Source organism: Thauera aminoaromatica, from assembly GCF_000021765.1.
GTDB classification, from domain to species: domain Bacteria; phylum Pseudomonadota; class Gammaproteobacteria; order Burkholderiales; family Rhodocyclaceae; genus Thauera; species Thauera aminoaromatica.
In genome coordinates, this window is sequence record NC_011662.2 from 4,088,476 (window position 1) to 4,105,058 (window position 16,583).

Consider the following 16,583-nt stretch of genomic DNA (forward strand, 5'->3'; position numbering starts at 1 on the left):
CCGCCACGCTCAGGCCCGCCGCTCCGCACGCGCGGCCGCGGCGTCCTCGAGCGCCCACTCGGCGAACTTGCGCTCCAGGGTCTTGCGCGACACGCCCAGCCGGCGCGCGGCCTCGGTCTTGTTGCCCTCGCAGGCGGCGGTCACACGCTCGATGTGGCGGCGCTCGACCTCGGCCAGGCTCGACTCCAGCTCGCCCGCCGGCGTCGGCGCGGCGGTCGGTGCGGCGCTCGGCTGCGCCGGGAAGTGGCCGAGAATCAGCGAGCGCTCGATGTAGTTGCGCAGTTCGCGCACGTTGCCAGGCCAGGTGTAGCCGGCGAGCCGGTTCACCACCTCGTGCGAGAGCGGCAGCGGCGGCACGCCGAGCTGGACGGAAAACTGCTGCATGAAGTGGCGCATCAGCTCGGGGATGTCCTCGGTACGGTCGCGCAGCGGCGGCAGGCCGATGTCCACCACCGCGAGGCGGTAGTAGAGGTCCTCGCGGAAGCGTCCGGCGCGCACCTCGGCGGCGAGGTCGCGGTTGGAGGCGGCGATGATGCGTACATCCACCGGCAGCTCGCGCTCGGAACCGACCGGGCGCAGCTTGCGCTCCTCGAGTACCCGCAGCAGCCGGGTCTGCATCGCCAGCGGCAGCTCGCTGATCTCGTCGAGGAAGAGCGTGCCGCCGTGGGCGTAGTAGAACAGACCGTTGCGGTTCTCGGTGGCGCCGGTGAAGGCGCCCTTGACGTGGCCGAAGAGCTCGCTCTCGATCAGCTCGGAGGCGATCGCCGCGCAGTTGAGCGGCACGAAGGGGCGCTGCGCGCGCGGGCTGGTCTGGTGCAACGCGCGCGCCACCACCTCCTTGCCGGTACCGGATTCGCCCAGCAGCAGCACCGTGCTCGGCATCTGCCCGACGCGGCGCACCAGCGCGCGCAGCTGCTCCATCGCGGGCGAGTGGCCGATCAGCCCGGTGGGCTCGGCGCCCAGGCCGGCGAGCTCGCGGCGCAGCACGAAGTTCTCGCGCGCCAGGCCGGCACGCTCGAAGCAGCGCTTGATCGAGTTGAGGATCTGGTCGACGCGGAAGGGCTTGAGGATGAAGTCCGAGGCGCCGCCGCGCAGCGCGTCGATCGCGGTCTCCATGTCGGCGAAGGCGGTGATCAGGATCACGTCGCCGGCATAACCATTCTCGCGCAGCTCGTGCAGCCACTCGATCCCCGACTTGCCAGGCAGGGCGATGTCGAGGACCAGCAGGTCGAAATGCAGACGCGCCATCAGCACCGCGGCGTGCTCGGCATCGGCGGCCGACTGCACCATGCCGCAGCGGCGCGCGAGCGTGCGCTCGAGGAAATTGCGCATGCCCTCCTCGTCGTCGACCACCAGCACCGAGTGCGCAGGCCACTGGTAGTCGGCGAGCTCCACCGGGCGCGCGGGCTCGGCGCGCCCGACTCCGCCTTGCGCGAGCGCCTTCGCCTCGTCGCCCCGCACGCCGCGCGCCATCTGCACGTCGTCCCCGCCGCCCCCGATCCGTTTCGCGACCATGTTCAGAAGGGCTTCAAGACCACGAGGAACACCACCACGAACAGCACCAGCACCGGGATCTCGTTGAAATAGCGGTACCACACGTGGCTGCGAGTGTTGCGTCCCTCGGCGAAGGCGCGCATCAGGCGGCCGCAATACAGGTGGTAGGCGATCAGGAACACCACCAGCAGGGTCTTCACGTGCAGCCAGCCGCCGGCGAAGTCGTAGCCGAACCACAGCCACAGGCCGAAGCCCACGGCGAGGATGCCGAGCGGCGTCATGAAGCGGTACAGCTTCATTTCCATCATCGCCAGGCGCTCGCGGGTGGCGGCGTCCTCGACCATGGCGTGATTGACGAAGAGGCGCGGCAGGTAGAAGAGGCCTGCGAACCAGCTCACGACGAAGACGATGTGAAAGGCCTTGAGGGTCAGCATGCGGGAAGGGCTCCAGGTTCGATCGGGGAAGTTCGCCCGCGGCGCGGCAAAGCGCCGCGGTTCAGACGGGAACGGTCGCGGCGCGCAAGCCGTCGGCCACCGTCGGATAGCGCAGGTGCAGGCGCAGTTCCCGCTTCAGCCGGCGGTTGTCGAGGCGGCGCGACTCGCTCATGAAGGACAGCGCGAGCGGCGACAGGTGGCGGACGATCTCGGCGCGTGCCATGCGTGGCGGGCGCGCCAGGCCGAAACGCTCGGCGACCGCGTCGAAGTACTCGCCCATGCGCAGGCCGGAGTCGTCGCTGGCGTTGTAGGCCCGCCCCGGCCCGGCACGGAACAGCGCCAGGCAGGCGATGCGGGCGAGGTCCTCGGCGTGGATGTGGTTGGTGTGCACATCCTCGTCGGCGGCGAGCACCGGATCGGCGCGACGCAGGCGCTCGAGCGGCAGACGGTCGGCGGCGTAGATGCCGGGCGCGCGCAGCAGGGCGACCCGCACCCGGTTACGGCGGCCGAAGGCGCGCAGGCGGCGCTCGGCATCCACCCGTCGGCGGCCGCGCGCGGTCTGCGCCCGGCACGGCCGCGTCTCATCCACCCGGACACCTGCGCAGTCTCCGTAAACCCCTGTCGTGCTTATGTATACCACCCCCTGTGGTAGACTCGATCGACCTGCCAGCGCGGCCAGCAGCCGCGCCATGCGCGGGTCGCCCTCGCCCGTCTGCGGCGGCGGCGCGAAGTGCAGCACCGCGTCGGCGATGCCGGCCAGGCGGCGCAGGCTGCGGCGGTCGTCGAGGTCGCCCGCGACCGGCACCGCGCCGAGCGCACGCAGTTCGGCGGCCGCCTCGGGCTGGCGGACGAGCGCGAAGACACGAAAGCGACGCACCAGCCATGGCAGCGCGCGGCGGGCGACGTCGCCGCTGCCGACGATCAGTATCCTTTTCATCGTTCAATTATCTCACGCACCATGAGCCACCGGATTTCCCTCCAGCCCGGCAACCACTCCTTCGAGGCCGACGACGACCAGACCGTGCTCGAGGCCGCGCTCGCCGCCGGCCTGCTGCTGCCGCACGGCTGCCGCGACGGCGCCTGCGGCGCCTGCAAGGGTCGCGTGCTCGAGGGCGAGGTCGAGCACGGCGAGCACTCGCCCGGCGCACTGAGCGAGGCCGAGCGCGCCGAGGGTCTGGCGCTGTTCTGCTGCGCGAAGCCGCTCGGCGACGTGATGGTGCAGGCACGCAGCGTGACGCGCGCCGGCGACATCCAGGTGAAGAAGCTGCCCTGCCGCGTGCAGAAGCTCGAGCGCCTGGCCGAGGACGTGATGCGGATCGAACTCAAGCTGCCCGCGAGCGAGAACTTCGCCTTCCGCGCCGGCCAGTACATCGACATCCTGCTCGCCGACGGCCAGCGCCGCAGCTTCTCGATCGCCAACGCCCCGCACGACGCCCGCCATCTCGAGCTGCATGTGCGCCGCATCGACGGCGGCCGTTTCACCGGCCACGTCTTCGAGACCATGATGGAAAAGGAGATCCTGCGCTTCGAAGGGCCGCTGGGCAGCTTCTTCCTGCGCGAGGACTCCGCGCGGCCGATCGTGCTGGTGGCCGGCGGCACCGGCTTCGCACCGATCAAGGGCATCGTCGAGCACGCGATCCGGCTCGGCCTGCAGCGCCCGATCACGCTGTATTGGGGTGCGCGCCGGCGCGACGGGCTGTATCTCGACGCGCTCGCACGCGCCTGGGAGGAGGTGCTGCCCGGCCTGCGCTACGTCCCGGTGCTCTCCGACGAGGCCTGGGCGGGACGCGGCGGCCTGGTGCACCAGGCGGTACTCGAAGACTTCGCCGACCTTTCCGCGCACGAGGTCTATGTCTGCGGCGCCCCCGCGATGGTCGATGCCGCACGCGCCAGCTTCCACAGCGAACGCGGCCTGCCCGAGGACGCGTTCTTCGCCGACGCCTTCACCTTCGCCCAGCCCTCCGCCCGATGACCCGGAACGCCCGATGAGCCTGACCACCCTGCTGACCCGCGAGCCGGTCGTCAACAAGAACCGCGCGATCACCGCCAACCGCCTGATCGCCCACGGCCCCAACATCGCCTCGGTGGTCGAGGCGCTCTCCGCCCAGGCCGCGGTGTGGCCGACCCACCATCCGGTGTTCGTCAGCCTCGGCCGCCTGGTACCGACGCCCGAGATCATGGAGTGGGCGATCCCCGGGAACGTGGCGATCGAGATCCCGGTGCAGACGCTCGCCCATCCGCACACCCAGGCGCTGATGGCGCGCCTGCGCGATGCCGGCATCGGCATGTGCCTGACCTGGTTCCAGCCCGAGGTCGCCCTGCCCGCCGGCCACGACTGGCGTTTCGTGCTCATCGACGCACGCCGCCACCCTGCGCCCACCGGCTCGCCCGGCCTGAGCCTGGCCTGGGGCCTGGCTGACATCGGCGCCTTCCGCCAGGCCGTCGCGGCGGGCTACGACGGTGCCTCGGGCTGGTTCTTCCTGCACGGCAACGCGCCCGCCAAGAGCCTCACGCCGGGGCATGCGCAGATCGTGCGGCTGCTCAACCTGGTGCGCAACAACGGCGACATCCGCGAGATCGAGGGCGTCCTCAAGCAGGACGTGGCGCTCTCCTTCAAGCTGCTGCGCTACATCAACTCGGCCGGCTTCGGCCTCATGGTCGAGATCCAGTCCTTCCGCCACGCGGTCAGCATCCTCGGCTACGACGCCCTCAACAAATGGCTGTCGCTGCTGCTGGTCACCGCCAGCCGCGACCCCAGCGCCCCCGCGCTGATGCAGACCGCGATCGCGCGCGGCCGCTTCATGGAAGAGATCGGCGGCGGCTTCTTCGATGCCGTCGAGCGCGACAACCTCTTCATCACCGGCGCCTTCTCGCTGCTGCACACCCTGCTCGGCACCTCGATCCAGACCCTGCTCGAAGAGATGAACCTGCCGCCGCGGGTGAGCGAGGCGCTCCTCTACGGCCAAGGCGACTTCGCCCCCTTCCTGCACCTTGCGCAGTGCTGCGAGAGCTTCGACCCCAAGGCCTTGCAGGCGGCGGTGGACCAGCTCCACCTGAGCTGCGAGCAGGTCAATCGCGCACAGCTGGTCGGGCTCGGTTTCGCCGACAGCCTGCACGGCTGAACCTCGTCCAGCGCCGCACCCCGTTCGTCATTCCCGCTCGACCGCCACATCGTTCACGGCAAGGGGAAGGGCCGACGGGCTAGAATCCGTCGGCCCTTTTTCCAACCGTCCATCGCATGTTCGCCGCCAATTTCAGCGCCTTCGAGCTCCAGCCCCTGCCCGACGGCGCGTCGACGATCCTGCGCATGCTCGCCGCGCAGACGCCGAACTGGGCGGAGATCGCGCTCGTGGCCGCACGCGACCCCGCGCTGAGCCTGGCGCTGCTGCTGGCCGATCCGCTGCGCGCGGGCGAACTCCAGGACGGCCTCAATGCCGCCCTGCGGCGCCGCCTCGAGCGCATCGGCACCGACCTGCTGCGCGCCTGGCTGCTCGGTCTGGGCCACGTCGGCAACCAACCGGACGAAACCGCCGACGCCGCACTGCTGCGTGCCGAATGCGCGCTCCACCTCGCGATCGAGACCGAATATCCGCGCCCCGACGAGGCCTACCTCGCCGGCCTGTGGTTCGGCCTGCCGCGCTCGGCGGGGTGGGTTTCCGGGCGCCGGCCGACGCTGCCGGCCCTTGTCGCCGACTGCGGCCTGCCCGCGAGCCTGGCCGACGCGCTCGAGTTCGACGGCATGGATCCGGCCTGCGCGGGCGCGATGCATCCGCTGCTCGGCCTGCTCGCCGCCGCACGCCAGCTCGCCGGTGGCAACTGGCAGGAGCGCATCACGGAAGTCGCCGAGCTGACCGGACTCGAGAGCGCAAGCGTGGTGGCGCTGCGCACCGACGTCGGCTACATCCTGTCCGGGCATGCGTCCTACCCCGCCCTGCCCGGCCTGCCCAGCGCGGGCACGGGCGCGGCCTGCCCGACCCTGCGCCTCACGGACGACCCCTACCGCTACGCCGGCATGCTCGGCCTGCTCACCGCCGCCTTCGTCGACCTGGACGCGACGACCATCCGCGACCGCCTGGCGATCGCCTGCCCGCTGTTCGGCCTGCACACCCCGCCGGTGCTGCTCGGCAGCGGCGAGGACGGTCGCCTGCGCCCGCTGCTCGGCGCCGCGGCGGGCAGCCCCGACCTGCTGATCGGCGAGCTGCGCCTGCGCCTGGACGACGAGACCAGCTGCATCGCCCTCGGTGCGCGCAGCGAGCAACCCTGCTCGCATTTCGGTGACGGCGGCCCGCCCGGGCGCAGCGTCGCCGACTGGCAGGTCGCACGCTGGCTCGGCCAGCCGGGCTTCCACGTCATCCCTCTGGGCGGCGCGGGCGACACCAGCGTGGCCCTGGTCGCCACCGCCTCCGCGCAGGCGCTCGACAGCGAGCTGCGCTGGCGCTACGCCGCCCTGCTCGGTGCCGCGGCGCGCGCGCTGCGCAGCCACGCCCGCCAGCGCGATGCGATCGCCGAGCGCGAGGCCGCGCTGCACCAGCGCTTCCGCGACCATGTGCGCCGCATCGCCCACGAGGCCAGCAACCCGCTCACGGTGCTCAAGACCCGCATCGACATGCTCGCCCAGGAGCGCTCCGGCGACAGCACGCTGCAAGACGAGATGAGCCTGCTCAACGCCGAACTCGACCGCATCGACAAACTCCTGCGCAGCGCCGCCGAACTGCCTGCCGAGACGGCCGAGATGCGCACCTGCCGGGTGCCCGAGCTGCTGCTGGACATGCGCACGCTGTACGGCGAGCCGCTCTTCGGCAGCCGCCAGATCCAGCTCGAGTTGCGCGCCGCGCGCGACGTGCCGCCGGCCGCGATCCCCGCATCGGCGCTCAAGCAGGTGCTGCTCAACCTGCTGCGCAACGCCTCCGAAGCGCTCCAGCCCGGCCAGCGCCTGGTCGTCTCGGTGCTGCCGCTGGTCAATGTCGACGGCCGCAACTGCCTGGAGATCCGCTTCGTCGACAACGGCCCCGGCCTGCCGGTGGAACGCGCCCAGGATCCGCTCAGCCCGCGCCCGAGCGCAAAGGGGGCGGAGCACCAGGGCCTCGGCCTCTCGGTGGTGCGCGAGATCCTCGCACAATGGGGCGGCACCCTGCTGTGCCGCACCCAGGCGGGCGCCGGCACGAGCTTCCAGATCTTCGTTCCGCTGGAACAAAGCGCCTGAGTGTTGCATCATGCGGCCGAACAAGCCCTCCACATCGCAGCCTCCGGGAGCCATGGTCACTCCGGCCGACAACGGGTTAAGGCCTCGGATCGACGCCACCGCCGGCGACGACGCCGACAGCGTCCGCATCCTGATCGTCGATGACGATCCGGCCCTGCGCCGCACCTTTCCGCATGCACTCGCCCGCCCCGGGCGCCTCTTCGACGAATGCGGCAGCATCGGCGAGGCGATCGGCCGCCTGGAGAAGCAGCGCTACGCGCTGATCCTGCTCGACTACCGTCTCCCCGACGCCAACGGCCTCGCGCTGCTCGACTGGCTGTCCGACCACCAGCGCGACGAGGCGGTGATCATCATCAGCGGCGAGGACGCGATCGACGCGGCGATCGGCGCGCTGCGCGGCGGCGCCGACGACTACGTGCGCAAGCCCTATCACGTGGCGCAGCTGCAGCGCGCGGTCGACGGCGCCCTGCACAAGGGCACGCTCGAACGCGCCAACAAGCTGATGAGCCAGCGCCTGAAGGATTCGGAGCGCCTGCACCGCTACCTGGTGGAGAGCTCGCCCGACATGATCTTCACCCTCGACGGCAGCGGCCGCTTCACCTACATCAACCCGCGCATCAAGGCCCTGCTGGGCTACGACCGCAGCGCGCTGGTCAAGCGCCCCTTCACCACCCTGGTGATGCCCGAGGACCTCGACCGCATCGACACCCTGCTCAGCCAGCCGAGCAGCCTGCCGGGCGAGAGCTTCCACGTCGAGCTGCGCCTGCGCTCGCGGCGCGACGGTGGTGGCGAGGGCGGCAGCGTCACCGTGTCGCTGACCGGCATCCCGATGGTCACGCAGGAGAACGACCGCCGCGTGATCGGCCTCTACGGCGTGGCGCGCGACATCTCCGAGCGCAAGCGCGCCGAGGAGATCATCTCCTTCCAGGCCTATCACGACCAGCTCACCCACCTGCCCAACCGGGTGCTGTTCAAGGACCGCCTCGAACTCGCGATCGCGCAGGCGCAGCGCCGCACCGGCGCGCTCGCGGTGATGTTCATCGACATCGACCGCTTCAAGCTGGTCAATGACACCTTCGGCCACGCCGAGGGCGACCTGCTGCTGCGTGCGATCGCGAGCCGGCTGTCGGCCACGCTGCGCCGCGGCGACACACTCGCCCGCCTCGGCGGCGACGAATTCACCGTGCTGCTCCCGGACATCAACCAGCCCGAGGACGCCGAGGTCATCGCGCGCAAGGTGCTCGACGCACTCGCCACCCCGGTGCGGCTCAGCCAGGGCGAATTCCGTGCCACGGTCAGCGTCGGCATCGCGCTCTTCCCGCGCGACGGCACCACTGCCGAGGACCTCACCCGCCACGCCGACGCGGCGATGTACCAGGTCAAGCGCTCCGGCAAGAACGCCTTCCGCTTCTTCGACCCCGAGCTCAACACCCGCCATCGCGACCGCATCGCGCTCGAGAACGACCTGCGCGGCGCGGTCGCCCGCGGCGAGCTCGACCTGCATTACCAGCCCCAGGTCAGCCTGGCGACGCGCGGCATCGTCGGCCTCGAGGCCTTGTTGCGCTGGAACCATCCGGGCCTGGGCGCGATTCCGCCCGCGACCTTCATCCAGGTGGCCGAAGAGGTCGGCCTCATCAGCGAGATCAGCAACTGGGTGCTGGAGACGGCCTGCGCGCAGCTCGCACGCTGGCAGGCGGAGGGCGTCGGCGCCCCGCGCGTGTCGATCAACCTGTCGGCCTGCGACTTCCAGCGCGGCGACGTGGTCGGCAGGATCCGCGCCTGCCTCGACCGCCACGGCGTGGCACCGTCATGCCTCGAGGTGGAGATCACCGAGGGCCTGATGATGGACGACACCGCCGACATCGCCGCCAAGGTGCGCGCGCTGCGCGAGGCCGGCATCAGCGTGGCGATCGACGACTTCGGCACCGGCTACTCGGCGCTCGCCTACCTGCAGCGCTTCCCGGTCAGCACGCTGAAGATCGACCGTAGCTTCGTGCGTGACCTCGAAGGCCCGATGACCAACCCGATCATCTCGGCCATCACCGGCATCGCACGCGGCTTCGATCTCGACCTCGTCGCCGAGGGCGTGGAGAATCTCGAGCAGGCCGACGCGCTGCGCGCGCTCGGCTGCGAGGTGATGCAGGGCTACCTGTTCGCCCGCCCCGCCCCGGCCGGCGAGGTGCCGGGCTGGCTGCGCCAGCCCGAACGGCTCTTCCTCGGCGCCGGCAGCGCGGACCTGCAGGCCGCACCGGCGTAAAAAAGCCGGCTTGCGCCGGCTTCGGAGGCACGCGGGCCGGCAGCGCCGGCCCGGGAATGCGGCATTACTTGAGCGTCAGGATCCAGTCGACGAGCGCCTTGGCGTCGGCGGCATTGACCTGCGGGTTGGGAGGCATCGGGACCTTGCCCCAAGCGCCCACACCGCCCTTCTGCACCTTGTCGGCGAGCATCGCCGCGGCATCGGCCTGGCCGGCGTACTTGGCGGCGACTTCCTTGTAGGAAGGGCCGACCAGCTTCTTGTCCACCGCGTGACAGGCCAGGCAGTTCTTGGACTTGGCCAGCGCCTCGGACGCGAAAGCGGGCGAAGCGGAGAGGAGACCAGCAGCGACCGCAGCAGCAACGAAAGCCTTCATATTCCTTACCTCTTGGTGTTGGTTGTTACCGGCAGGTATTAAACCACCGCATGCGCCGGTTTGGGCAGGGCCCGCATACGATGTTGCACATTTGCCGCGCCTGCGCTCACTGGCGCACTTCCATGGCCTCGTCCGCCCGCAGCCCCGCCCGGCTGGCGCGGAAGGGATTGATGTCCAGCCCGCCACGGCGGGTGTAGCGCGCCCACACCGCAAGCTCCTGCGGCTTGCAGCGCGCCATGAGGTCGCAGAACACGCGCTCCACGCACTGCTCGTGGAACTCGTTGTGGCCGCGGAAGGACACCACGTAGCGCAGCAGGCCCTCGCGGTCGATCGCCGCCCCGCGGTAGCGCACGACCAGGGTACCCCAGTCGGGCTGGCCGGTGACCAGGCAGTTCGACTTGAGCAGGTGCGAGTACAGCGTCTCCTCCACCTCCGGTCCCGCGGCGCGCAGCGTCTCCGCGCAGGGCTGGTAGCGCCCGATGTCGATCTCGAGCGCGTCGATGCAGACGCCCTCGGGGTAGCCGAAGCTGCGCCCAGGGCGTTCCTGCAGCGGCCGCAACACCACCGCCACCGCGGCGCCGGCCGCCGCCGAAAGGTCCCGCGCGATGGTCGCGCGCACTTCCTCGACACTCGCGCAGCGCTGCTGGTTGAACGAGTTCAGGTAGAGCTTGAGCGACTTGGACTCGATCAGTCGCGGCGAAGCCGCCGGCACGCGGAACTCGCCGAGGGCCACCACCGGCTTGCCGCGCGCGTCCAGCCAGGAGAGTTCGTAGGCGTTCCACAAGTCCTCGCCGCAGAAGGGCAGCATGTCGGCGCGCAGGCCGAGCTCGTCGCGCTTGAGCTGGCGCGAAATCGGGAACAGCAGCTCGGGCGCGTAGGTGTCGCGGTAGGCGACCGCCTGACCGAGCGGGGAGGATTCGGCGCCGTGGCGGCGCGGGGTGTCGGTGTTCATTCGTGCGGATCCCGCAAGACTTCAGAGGCGATTCGGGGCGAACAGGGATGCCAGATCGACATGGGCCTCGATCGCGTCGGCGAGGCGGTCGAGATCGGCTTCGCGGCGAGCTGCGAGGTCGACCGGCCCGGATCCTTCCAGCGCCTCCGCGTCCAGCCCCGCCCAGGCGAGCAGCGCCGCCAAGGCCGCGGGGGCGTCGAACAGGCCGTGGACGTAGGTGCCGAGGATCTGCCCGTCCGCAGAGCGCGCGCCGTCGGGCCGGGTCGGCATGGCATCGTCGCCGTGCGCCAACCACAGCGCCGGCCTCGCCAGCGCCGGGCCGGAGCTCACGCCCATGTGGATCTCGTAGCCGGTGACGGCCGCACCGGGTTCACCTGCACACTCGGACCCGTCTTCGCGCGACAGGTTCGCGAGGCGGCCGCGCAGGTTGCGCAGCTGCTTGTGTTGTTCGAGCACCGTGTCCACCTCGAGCAGGCCCAGCCCGGCCATCGTTCCCGGCGCGCCTTCGAGGCCCAGCGGGTCGGACAGCTCGCGGCCGAGCATCTGGAAGCCGCCGCAGATGCCGACCAGCTTGCCGCCATAGCGCAGGTGGCGGCGGATCGCCGTCTCCCAGCCCTGCGCGCGCAGCCAGGCGAGGTCGGCCTGCACGCTCTTGGAGCCGGGCAGCACGATCAGGTCGGCAGGCGGAATCGCCTGCCCGGGGCCGATCCAGCGGAAATCCACCTGCGGGTGCAATCGCAGCGGATCGAGGTCGGTGTGGTTGGAGATGCGCGAGTACACCGGCGCGATCACGCGCAGCGCAGCCTCGCCCGCGCGCACGTCGGCGGCGCTGTCGGCGAGCGCGTCCTCGGCGTCGAGGAAGAGCCCGTGCAGGTAAGGCAGCACGCCGAACACCGGCCGCCCCGTGCGCGCCTCCAGCCAGTCGAGGCCGGACTGCAGCAGGCCGAGGTCGCCGCGGAAGCGGTTGATGACGAAGCCCTTGACGCGCGCCTGCTCGGAGGGCGAGAGCAGCTCGAGGGTGCCGACGAGGTGGGCGAACACGCCGCCGCGGTCGATGTCCGCAACCAGCACCACCGGCACGTCGGCGGCTTCGGCGAAACCCATGTTGGCGATGTCGCGGTCGCGCAGGTTGATCTCGGCCGGGCTGCCGGCGCCCTCGACCAGCACCGCCGCGTAGGCGCTGCACAGGCGGTCCCAGCTCTGCATCACCGCGGCCATCGCGGTGGGCTTGTAGGCGTGGTAGTCGCGCGCCGACAGGCTGGCGACGGCGCGGCCGTGGATGACGACCTGGGCGCCGATGTCGGTGGAAGGCTTGAGCAGCACCGGATTGAAGTCGGTATGCGGGGCGACGCCGGCGGCGAGCGCCTGCAGGGCCTGGGCGCGGCCGATCTCGCCGCCGTCGATGGTGACGGCGGAGTTGAGCGCCATGTTCTGCGGCTTGAACGGGGCGACCTTGATGCCCCGTCGGCGCAGCACGCGGGCGAGTCCGGCGACCAGCGTGGTCTTGCCGGCGTCGGAGGTGGTGCCTTGCACCATCAGCGTGATCGGGGGGGACATGGCGTAGAATCCTGCGGGTTTTGCTCGAAGGGGCGGGATTATCGCCGATTCGGGAGGGTACGGTGGGCGCCCGGGCTTGCGCAGGCTGCCCGGCCCGGCGCGGGCGGGGCCGTGGTGCTTGCGGTTGTGTTCGCTGCTTGGGGTGACTCGCCCAAGTTCCTTTATTGACTGTTCCGATGCCCTCTTCATTGCTGCTCGTCCTCACGCTCAAGATGGCCGCCGGCCTGCTCGCCGATCGCGTATTCGGCGAGGCGAGGCGCTTCCATCCGCTGGTCGGCTTCGGGCGCTGGGCGGGCTGGGTCGAGCGGGCCTGCCGCCGGCTGTTCTTCGGCACCAACGAGACCGGCATGCGCCTGGCAGGATTGCTCGCCTGGGCGCTCGCGGTGCTGCCTTGGGTGGCGCTCGCGCTGTGGCTGCGTACGCTCCATCCGCACGCGCACTGGGGGGTGGACAGCGCGCTGCTCTACTTCGCCCTCGGCGGACGCAGCCTGGCCGAGCACGCGCTGGCGGTGGCGACGCCGCTCGCCGCCGGCGACCTTGACGCGGCGCGCGCGCGGGTGGGCTGGATCGTGAGCCGCGACACCCGCGCGCTCGACGCGGAGGGCGTGGCCAAGGCGGCCACCGAGTCGGTGCTGGAGAACGGCAACGACGCGGTGTTCGGCGCGCTGCTGTGGTTCGTGCTCGGTGGCGGCGCGGGGGTGGTGCTGTTCCGCCTGGCGAACACGCTCGATGCGATGTGGGGCTACCGCACGCCGCGCCACCTGCACTTCGGCTGGGCTGCGGCACGCATCGACGATCTGCTCGGCTGGCTGCCGGCGCGCCTCACCGCGCTCACCTACGCCTGGCTCGGAGACACCCGGCGGGCGCTCGCGTGCTGGCGCGCGCAGGCGCCCGCCTGGGACAGTCCGAACGCCGGGCCGGTGATGGCGGCGGGTGCGGGCGCGCTCGGCGTGCGCCTGGGCGGTGCGGCGACCTACCACGGCCGCGCGGAGCACCGCCCGGCACTGGGCGAGGGCCGTGGCGCCGACGTCGACGCCATCCGCGCGGCGGTAGCCCTGGTGCGGCGTGGTGCGCTGCTGTGGCTGGGGCTGACCGCAGTCCTCGGCGTCGCGACGACGCTGGCGGGAGGCGGCGGTGCTTGAGCACGGCGGCCGCCTGCGCCGCGCCGCCGAGCACTACGGTATCGCGCTTGCCGACTGGATGGACCTGTCCACCGGGATCAGCCCGTGGGCCTATCCGGTGCCGCCGGTGCCGGAGACGGCCTGGCAGCGCCTGCCCGAGGACGACGACGGCCTGGAGGAAGCCGCCGCGCGCTATTACGGCAGCGCCGAATTGCTCGCGGTGGCGGGTTCTCAGCCGGCGATCCAGGCCCTGCCCGCGGTCCTGCCCGGCGCACGCGTCCGCCTGCTGGCGCCGGGCTACGCCGAGCACGCCCACGCCTGGCGCGAGCGCCGGCCGCATCTGATCGACGCGGCGGCGCTCGAGGACGCGATCGACCACAGCGACGTGGTGGTGCTGGTGCAGCCCAACAACCCGACCGGCGTGCATTTCGACCGCGATCGCCTGCTCGACTGGCATGCCCGGCTCGCCCGCCGCGGCGGCTGGCTGGTGGTGGACGAAGCCTTCGCCGACACCACGCCTGCGCACAGCCTGGTGCCGCTCGCCGGTCGCCCCGGCCTGGTGGTGCTGCGCTCGCTGGGCAAGTTTTTCGGTCTGGCCGGGGCGCGCGTGGGCTTCGTGTTCGCACCCACCGAGGTCCGCACGGCGCTCGCCGAACGCCTCGGGCCGTGGACGCTGGCCGGTCCGGCACGCTGGGCGGCGCACCACGCGCTCGCCGACACCGCCTGGCAGGCCGCGCAGCGCGCCCGGCTGGACGCCGCGGGCGCGCGCCTGCACCGACTGCTGCAGGCGCATGGACTGGAAAGCTGCGGGCCGGCCTTGTTCCAGTACGTCCGCCTGCCGCACGCGGCGCAGGTGCACGCGGCCTTCGCCCGCCGCGGCATCCTGCTGCGCCGCTTCGACGCCCCGCCCGCGCTGCGCTTCGGCCTGCCCGCGGACGAGCCTCGCTGGGCGAGGCTGGAGGCCGCCCTCGCAGACTGCCCGAATCTCCTCAAGGAGCCGTGATGAGTTCTCTCCCCTGCCGTCTTTCCGATGCAGCGGCCTCGGCCGCAGCGGCCACGCTGCTCGCCCTCGGCGGCCCCGCGTCCGCCGCGGGCGTCGAGCTGGTGGACGACACCGGCCGCAAGCTCGCGCTGGCCGCGCCGGCGCAGCGCATCGTCAGCCTCGCCCCGCACGTCACCGAGATGCTGTTCGCCGCCGGCGCGGGCGAGCGCGTGGTGGGCGCGGTGGACTACAGCGACTACCCCGAGGCGGCACAGCGCATCGCGCGTGTGGGCGGCTACACCCGGATCGACCTCGAGGCGGTCGCGGCGCTGCGCCCGGACCTGGTGATCGGCTGGCAGAGCGGCAACCGCGAAGGCGATCTCGCCCGCCTGCAGGCGCTCGGCATCCCGGTCTACCTGAGCGAGCCGCGCAACCTGGAAGACGTGGCGCGCAACCTGGAGCGACTCGGGCAGCTCGCCGGCAGCGAACCCGCCGCCCAGGCCGCGGCGAGCGCCTTCCGCGCGCGCCGCGAGCACCTCGCCGCCACGTATTCGGCACGCGACAAGGTGCGCGTTTTCTACCAGATCTGGGATCGCCCGCTGATGACGGTGAACGACCACCACCTGATCGCCGACGTGATCCGCCTCTGTGGCGGCGCCAACGTGTTCGGCGAGGTCGCCCACCTGACGCCGACGATCGGCGTCGAGGCGGTGCTCGCGGCCAACCCCGAGGTGATCGTGGCCTCGGGCATGGGCGAGGCCCGTCCGGAGTGGCTCGACCAGTGGTCGCGCTGGCCGCAGCTCGAGGCCGCGCGCCGCGACAACCTGTTCTTCATCCCGCCCGAGCTCATCCAGCGCCATACGCCGCGCATCCTCGACGGCGCGGCGCGCCTGTGCGGCCAGGTCGAGACCGCACGCAAGCGCCGCGGCGGCGCCTCCGCGGCGCTCACGCCCCCTGCAGCACCCGCTCCGGCGCGCGCGGACTGAGCGCCGGCGGGCAAGCGTCGCGCAGGCTCTCCAACCAGATCCGGTCGAAATGCCAGGCCAGGAAAGGCAGGCTGTCGCCGAAGAAATGCTGCGCCGCAGAAGGACCCGACACCTGCAGCCGCTCGGGCATGGCGACGCCGATCGCCACGAGGCGATCCTGCAGCGCGGGGTGGAAGGGGTCGCCGGCGTCCGCGCGCAGCACGCGCTGCGGATCGATGGCAGCGCTCGATTGGGCGAAGCCGGCGGCAAAGCCGTGCCCCATCTCGCGGTAGGGCCGCACGCAAGACGCCTCGTCGCACTCGGCCAGGGCATGCACGCGCGGCAGGTAGTCGTTGGCGAGGAAGTCCGCCTTGCAGCAGAGCTCGACCAGGGTCCCGGCAAGCAGCTCGGCCCCTACCAGGCGCACCGCGGTGCGGTCGGCGGCGTACTCCTCCATTTGCGCCAGCAGCAGCATCCTCATGCACAGGGCGTCGCCCTGGGGGTCGAACCAGGGAAAGCCGGACGGCAACGCGGCCGCAAGCTCGTCCAGCGTGCGCATCCACCACGCCTGCAGCCAACCGCTCCGGCCGTGCATCCCGCGCTGGCGTGCGACCATGTGGCCGATCTCGTGGGCGATCACCGCCGCGAGCTGGCGGGGGCCGAGCGCATGGGCCAGCGGCAGGCCGATCAGCAGATCGGTCGCCATCTCGCCGACACCCAGGTGGCGCGGGCGCTGCACGATCGAGGCGTTGATCTCGCCCGTCACGTAGATGCGCCGGATCGGGCTCACCCCCGCCACGTGCGCGAGCGCATCGACCAGCGCGTAGAGCTCGCCCACCCGTTCGCGCGCGACCGCCAGCCCGCAGGGCCGCGGCGCGAGGCTCGCCAGGGAGGCCAGCGTGGCCCAGATCGCGGCGATGCTGCCGAGCATGAAGAGCACCCAGAACAGCGTTTCCACCGGTGTGCCCCGGCCGATCGCCTCCCAGGTCGCCACGGCACCCACGACCGCCCCGCCGAGCAGGACGAGGATCGAACCGGACACGGCGAGCAGGCCGGCGAGCGCGCGCGCGCCCAGATCGCGGGAGAGCCGATCGTAGCGGCCGTCGAGGTCTTCGGAGAGCTGGATTTCGCGCACGGGAATACCCCTGCCGGGAACCGGGTTGTGTCGGATTGTAACCAAACCTTCATTCCATGACACGATCCAGCGCAAGATTCGCCAGCGCCCCCGAGGCCGCGGGGGCGGAT

Annotated in this window: 14 protein-coding genes; 7 read left to right on the plus strand and 7 right to left on the minus strand. The window is 71.7% G+C overall.

Going from position 1 to position 16,583, the window contains the following annotated elements; genetic code table 11:
* Positions 1 to 9: 9 nt before the first annotated feature.
* The 3 genes from TMZ1T_RS18045 to TMZ1T_RS18055 form a co-directional block, all read right to left on the minus strand.
* On the minus strand, positions 10 to 1,515 hold the full coding sequence (locus TMZ1T_RS18045; RefSeq protein ID WP_012586089.1) for a sigma-54-dependent transcriptional regulator: 1,506 nt from the start codon (positions 1,513 to 1,515) through the stop codon (positions 10 to 12).
* A 2-nt stretch (positions 1,516 to 1,517) separates the two neighbouring features.
* Positions 1,518 to 1,928, minus strand: a complete 411-nt coding sequence (locus tag TMZ1T_RS18050) for a CopD family protein (RefSeq protein WP_012586090.1) — start codon at positions 1,926 to 1,928, stop codon at positions 1,518 to 1,520.
* 61 nt (positions 1,929 to 1,989) lie between these two features.
* Positions 1,990 to 2,865, minus strand: coding sequence for an SDR family oxidoreductase (locus TMZ1T_RS18055; RefSeq protein ID WP_012586091.1), 876 nt, complete (start codon positions 2,863 to 2,865; stop codon positions 1,990 to 1,992).
* A gap of 21 nt (positions 2,866 to 2,886) precedes the next feature.
* On the opposite strand from TMZ1T_RS18055, the gene TMZ1T_RS18060 reads away from it, so the two are divergent.
* The 4 genes from TMZ1T_RS18060 to TMZ1T_RS18075 all read left to right on the plus strand — a co-directional run bounded on the left by TMZ1T_RS18060 (position 2,887) and on the right by TMZ1T_RS18075 (position 9,388).
* Positions 2,887 to 3,900 (plus strand): CDP-6-deoxy-delta-3,4-glucoseen reductase, encoded by a 1,014-nt coding sequence (locus TMZ1T_RS18060; RefSeq protein WP_012586092.1) that lies wholly within the window; start codon positions 2,887 to 2,889, stop codon positions 3,898 to 3,900.
* A gap of 13 nt (positions 3,901 to 3,913) precedes the next feature.
* Positions 3,914 to 5,050 (plus strand): EAL and HDOD domain-containing protein, encoded by a 1,137-nt coding sequence (locus TMZ1T_RS18065; RefSeq protein WP_012586093.1) that lies wholly within the window; start codon positions 3,914 to 3,916, stop codon positions 5,048 to 5,050.
* Positions 5,051 to 5,166: 116 nt separating this feature from the next.
* Positions 5,167 to 7,131 (plus strand): sensor histidine kinase, encoded by a 1,965-nt coding sequence (locus TMZ1T_RS18070; RefSeq protein WP_004321997.1) that lies wholly within the window; start codon positions 5,167 to 5,169, stop codon positions 7,129 to 7,131.
* Positions 7,132 to 7,183: 52 nt separating this feature from the next.
* Positions 7,184 to 9,388, plus strand: coding sequence for an EAL domain-containing response regulator (locus tag TMZ1T_RS18075; RefSeq protein ID WP_004321995.1), 2,205 nt, complete (start codon positions 7,184 to 7,186; stop codon positions 9,386 to 9,388).
* Between the two features lie 64 nt (positions 9,389 to 9,452).
* Here the strand turns inward: TMZ1T_RS18075 and TMZ1T_RS18080 are convergent, their stop codons facing one another.
* From TMZ1T_RS18080 to TMZ1T_RS18090, 3 genes are all read right to left on the minus strand, one after another.
* Entirely contained in the window at positions 9,453 to 9,761 is a 309-nt protein-coding gene (locus TMZ1T_RS18080) for a c-type cytochrome (protein WP_004321994.1), read from the minus strand.
* 106 nt (positions 9,762 to 9,867) lie between these two features.
* Positions 9,868 to 10,713 carry an NADPH-dependent 7-cyano-7-deazaguanine reductase QueF gene (gene queF, locus TMZ1T_RS18085; RefSeq protein WP_004321992.1) on the minus strand — a complete coding sequence of 282 codons (846 nt, stop codon included), beginning with the start codon at positions 10,711 to 10,713 and terminating at the stop codon, positions 9,868 to 9,870.
* 21 nt (positions 10,714 to 10,734) lie between these two features.
* Complete coding sequence (locus tag TMZ1T_RS18090) at positions 10,735 to 12,270, minus strand: cobyric acid synthase (RefSeq protein WP_012586095.1); 1,536 nt, start codon at positions 12,268 to 12,270, stop codon at positions 10,735 to 10,737.
* A 176-nt stretch (positions 12,271 to 12,446) separates the two neighbouring features.
* Here TMZ1T_RS18090 and cbiB point away from each other — a divergent pair, with 176 nt between their 5' ends.
* The 3 genes from cbiB to TMZ1T_RS18105 are packed head-to-tail and all read left to right on the plus strand — an operon-like array spanning position 12,447 to position 15,359.
* Complete coding sequence (gene cbiB / locus TMZ1T_RS18095) at positions 12,447 to 13,412, plus strand: adenosylcobinamide-phosphate synthase CbiB (RefSeq protein ID WP_012586096.1); 966 nt, start codon at positions 12,447 to 12,449, stop codon at positions 13,410 to 13,412.
* On the plus strand, positions 13,405 to 14,394 hold the full coding sequence (gene cobD / locus TMZ1T_RS18100; protein ID WP_012586097.1) for a threonine-phosphate decarboxylase CobD: 990 nt from the start codon (positions 13,405 to 13,407) through the stop codon (positions 14,392 to 14,394). The genes cbiB and cobD overlap by 8 nt, the downstream gene beginning before the upstream one ends.
* Positions 14,394 to 15,359 (plus strand): cobalamin-binding protein, encoded by a 966-nt coding sequence (locus tag TMZ1T_RS18105; RefSeq protein ID WP_012586098.1) that lies wholly within the window; start codon positions 14,394 to 14,396, stop codon positions 15,357 to 15,359. The genes cobD and TMZ1T_RS18105 overlap by 1 nt, the downstream gene beginning before the upstream one ends.
* Here TMZ1T_RS18105 and TMZ1T_RS18110 read toward each other — a convergent pair.
* Positions 15,319 to 16,473, minus strand: a complete 1,155-nt coding sequence (locus TMZ1T_RS18110; protein WP_041589696.1) for a M48 family metallopeptidase — start codon at positions 16,471 to 16,473, stop codon at positions 15,319 to 15,321. The genes TMZ1T_RS18105 and TMZ1T_RS18110 overlap by 41 nt on opposite strands.
* Positions 16,474 to 16,583: the final 110 nt, after the last annotated feature.

Excerpts from the sequence above, each read along its gene's own strand:
- TMZ1T_RS18070 (WP_004321997.1), top strand. The coding sequence starts at position 5,167 with ATGTTCGCCGCCAATTTCAGCGCCTTCGAGCTCCAGCCCCTGCCCGAC.
- cbiB (WP_012586096.1), top strand. The coding sequence starts at position 12,447 with ATGCCCTCTTCATTGCTGCTCGTCCTCACGCTCAAGATGGCCGCCGGC.
- TMZ1T_RS18075 (WP_004321995.1), top strand. The coding sequence starts at position 7,184 with ATGGTCACTCCGGCCGACAACGGGTTAAGGCCTCGGATCGACGCCACC.
- TMZ1T_RS18045 (WP_012586089.1), bottom strand. The coding sequence starts at position 1,515 with ATGGTCGCGAAACGGATCGGGGGCGGCGGGGACGACGTGCAGATGGCG.
- TMZ1T_RS18060 (WP_012586092.1), top strand. The coding sequence starts at position 2,887 with ATGAGCCACCGGATTTCCCTCCAGCCCGGCAACCACTCCTTCGAGGCC.
- TMZ1T_RS18080 (WP_004321994.1), bottom strand. The coding sequence starts at position 9,761 with ATGAAGGCTTTCGTTGCTGCTGCGGTCGCTGCTGGTCTCCTCTCCGCT.
- queF (WP_004321992.1), bottom strand. The coding sequence starts at position 10,713 with ATGAACACCGACACCCCGCGCCGCCACGGCGCCGAATCCTCCCCGCTC.
- TMZ1T_RS18055 (WP_012586091.1), bottom strand. The coding sequence starts at position 2,865 with ATGAAAAGGATACTGATCGTCGGCAGCGGCGACGTCGCCCGCCGCGCG.
- TMZ1T_RS18105 (WP_012586098.1), top strand. The coding sequence starts at position 14,394 with ATGAGTTCTCTCCCCTGCCGTCTTTCCGATGCAGCGGCCTCGGCCGCA.
- TMZ1T_RS18065 (WP_012586093.1), top strand. The coding sequence starts at position 3,914 with ATGAGCCTGACCACCCTGCTGACCCGCGAGCCGGTCGTCAACAAGAAC.
- TMZ1T_RS18050 (WP_012586090.1), bottom strand. The coding sequence starts at position 1,928 with ATGCTGACCCTCAAGGCCTTTCACATCGTCTTCGTCGTGAGCTGGTTC.
- TMZ1T_RS18090 (WP_012586095.1), bottom strand. The coding sequence starts at position 12,270 with ATGTCCCCCCCGATCACGCTGATGGTGCAAGGCACCACCTCCGACGCC.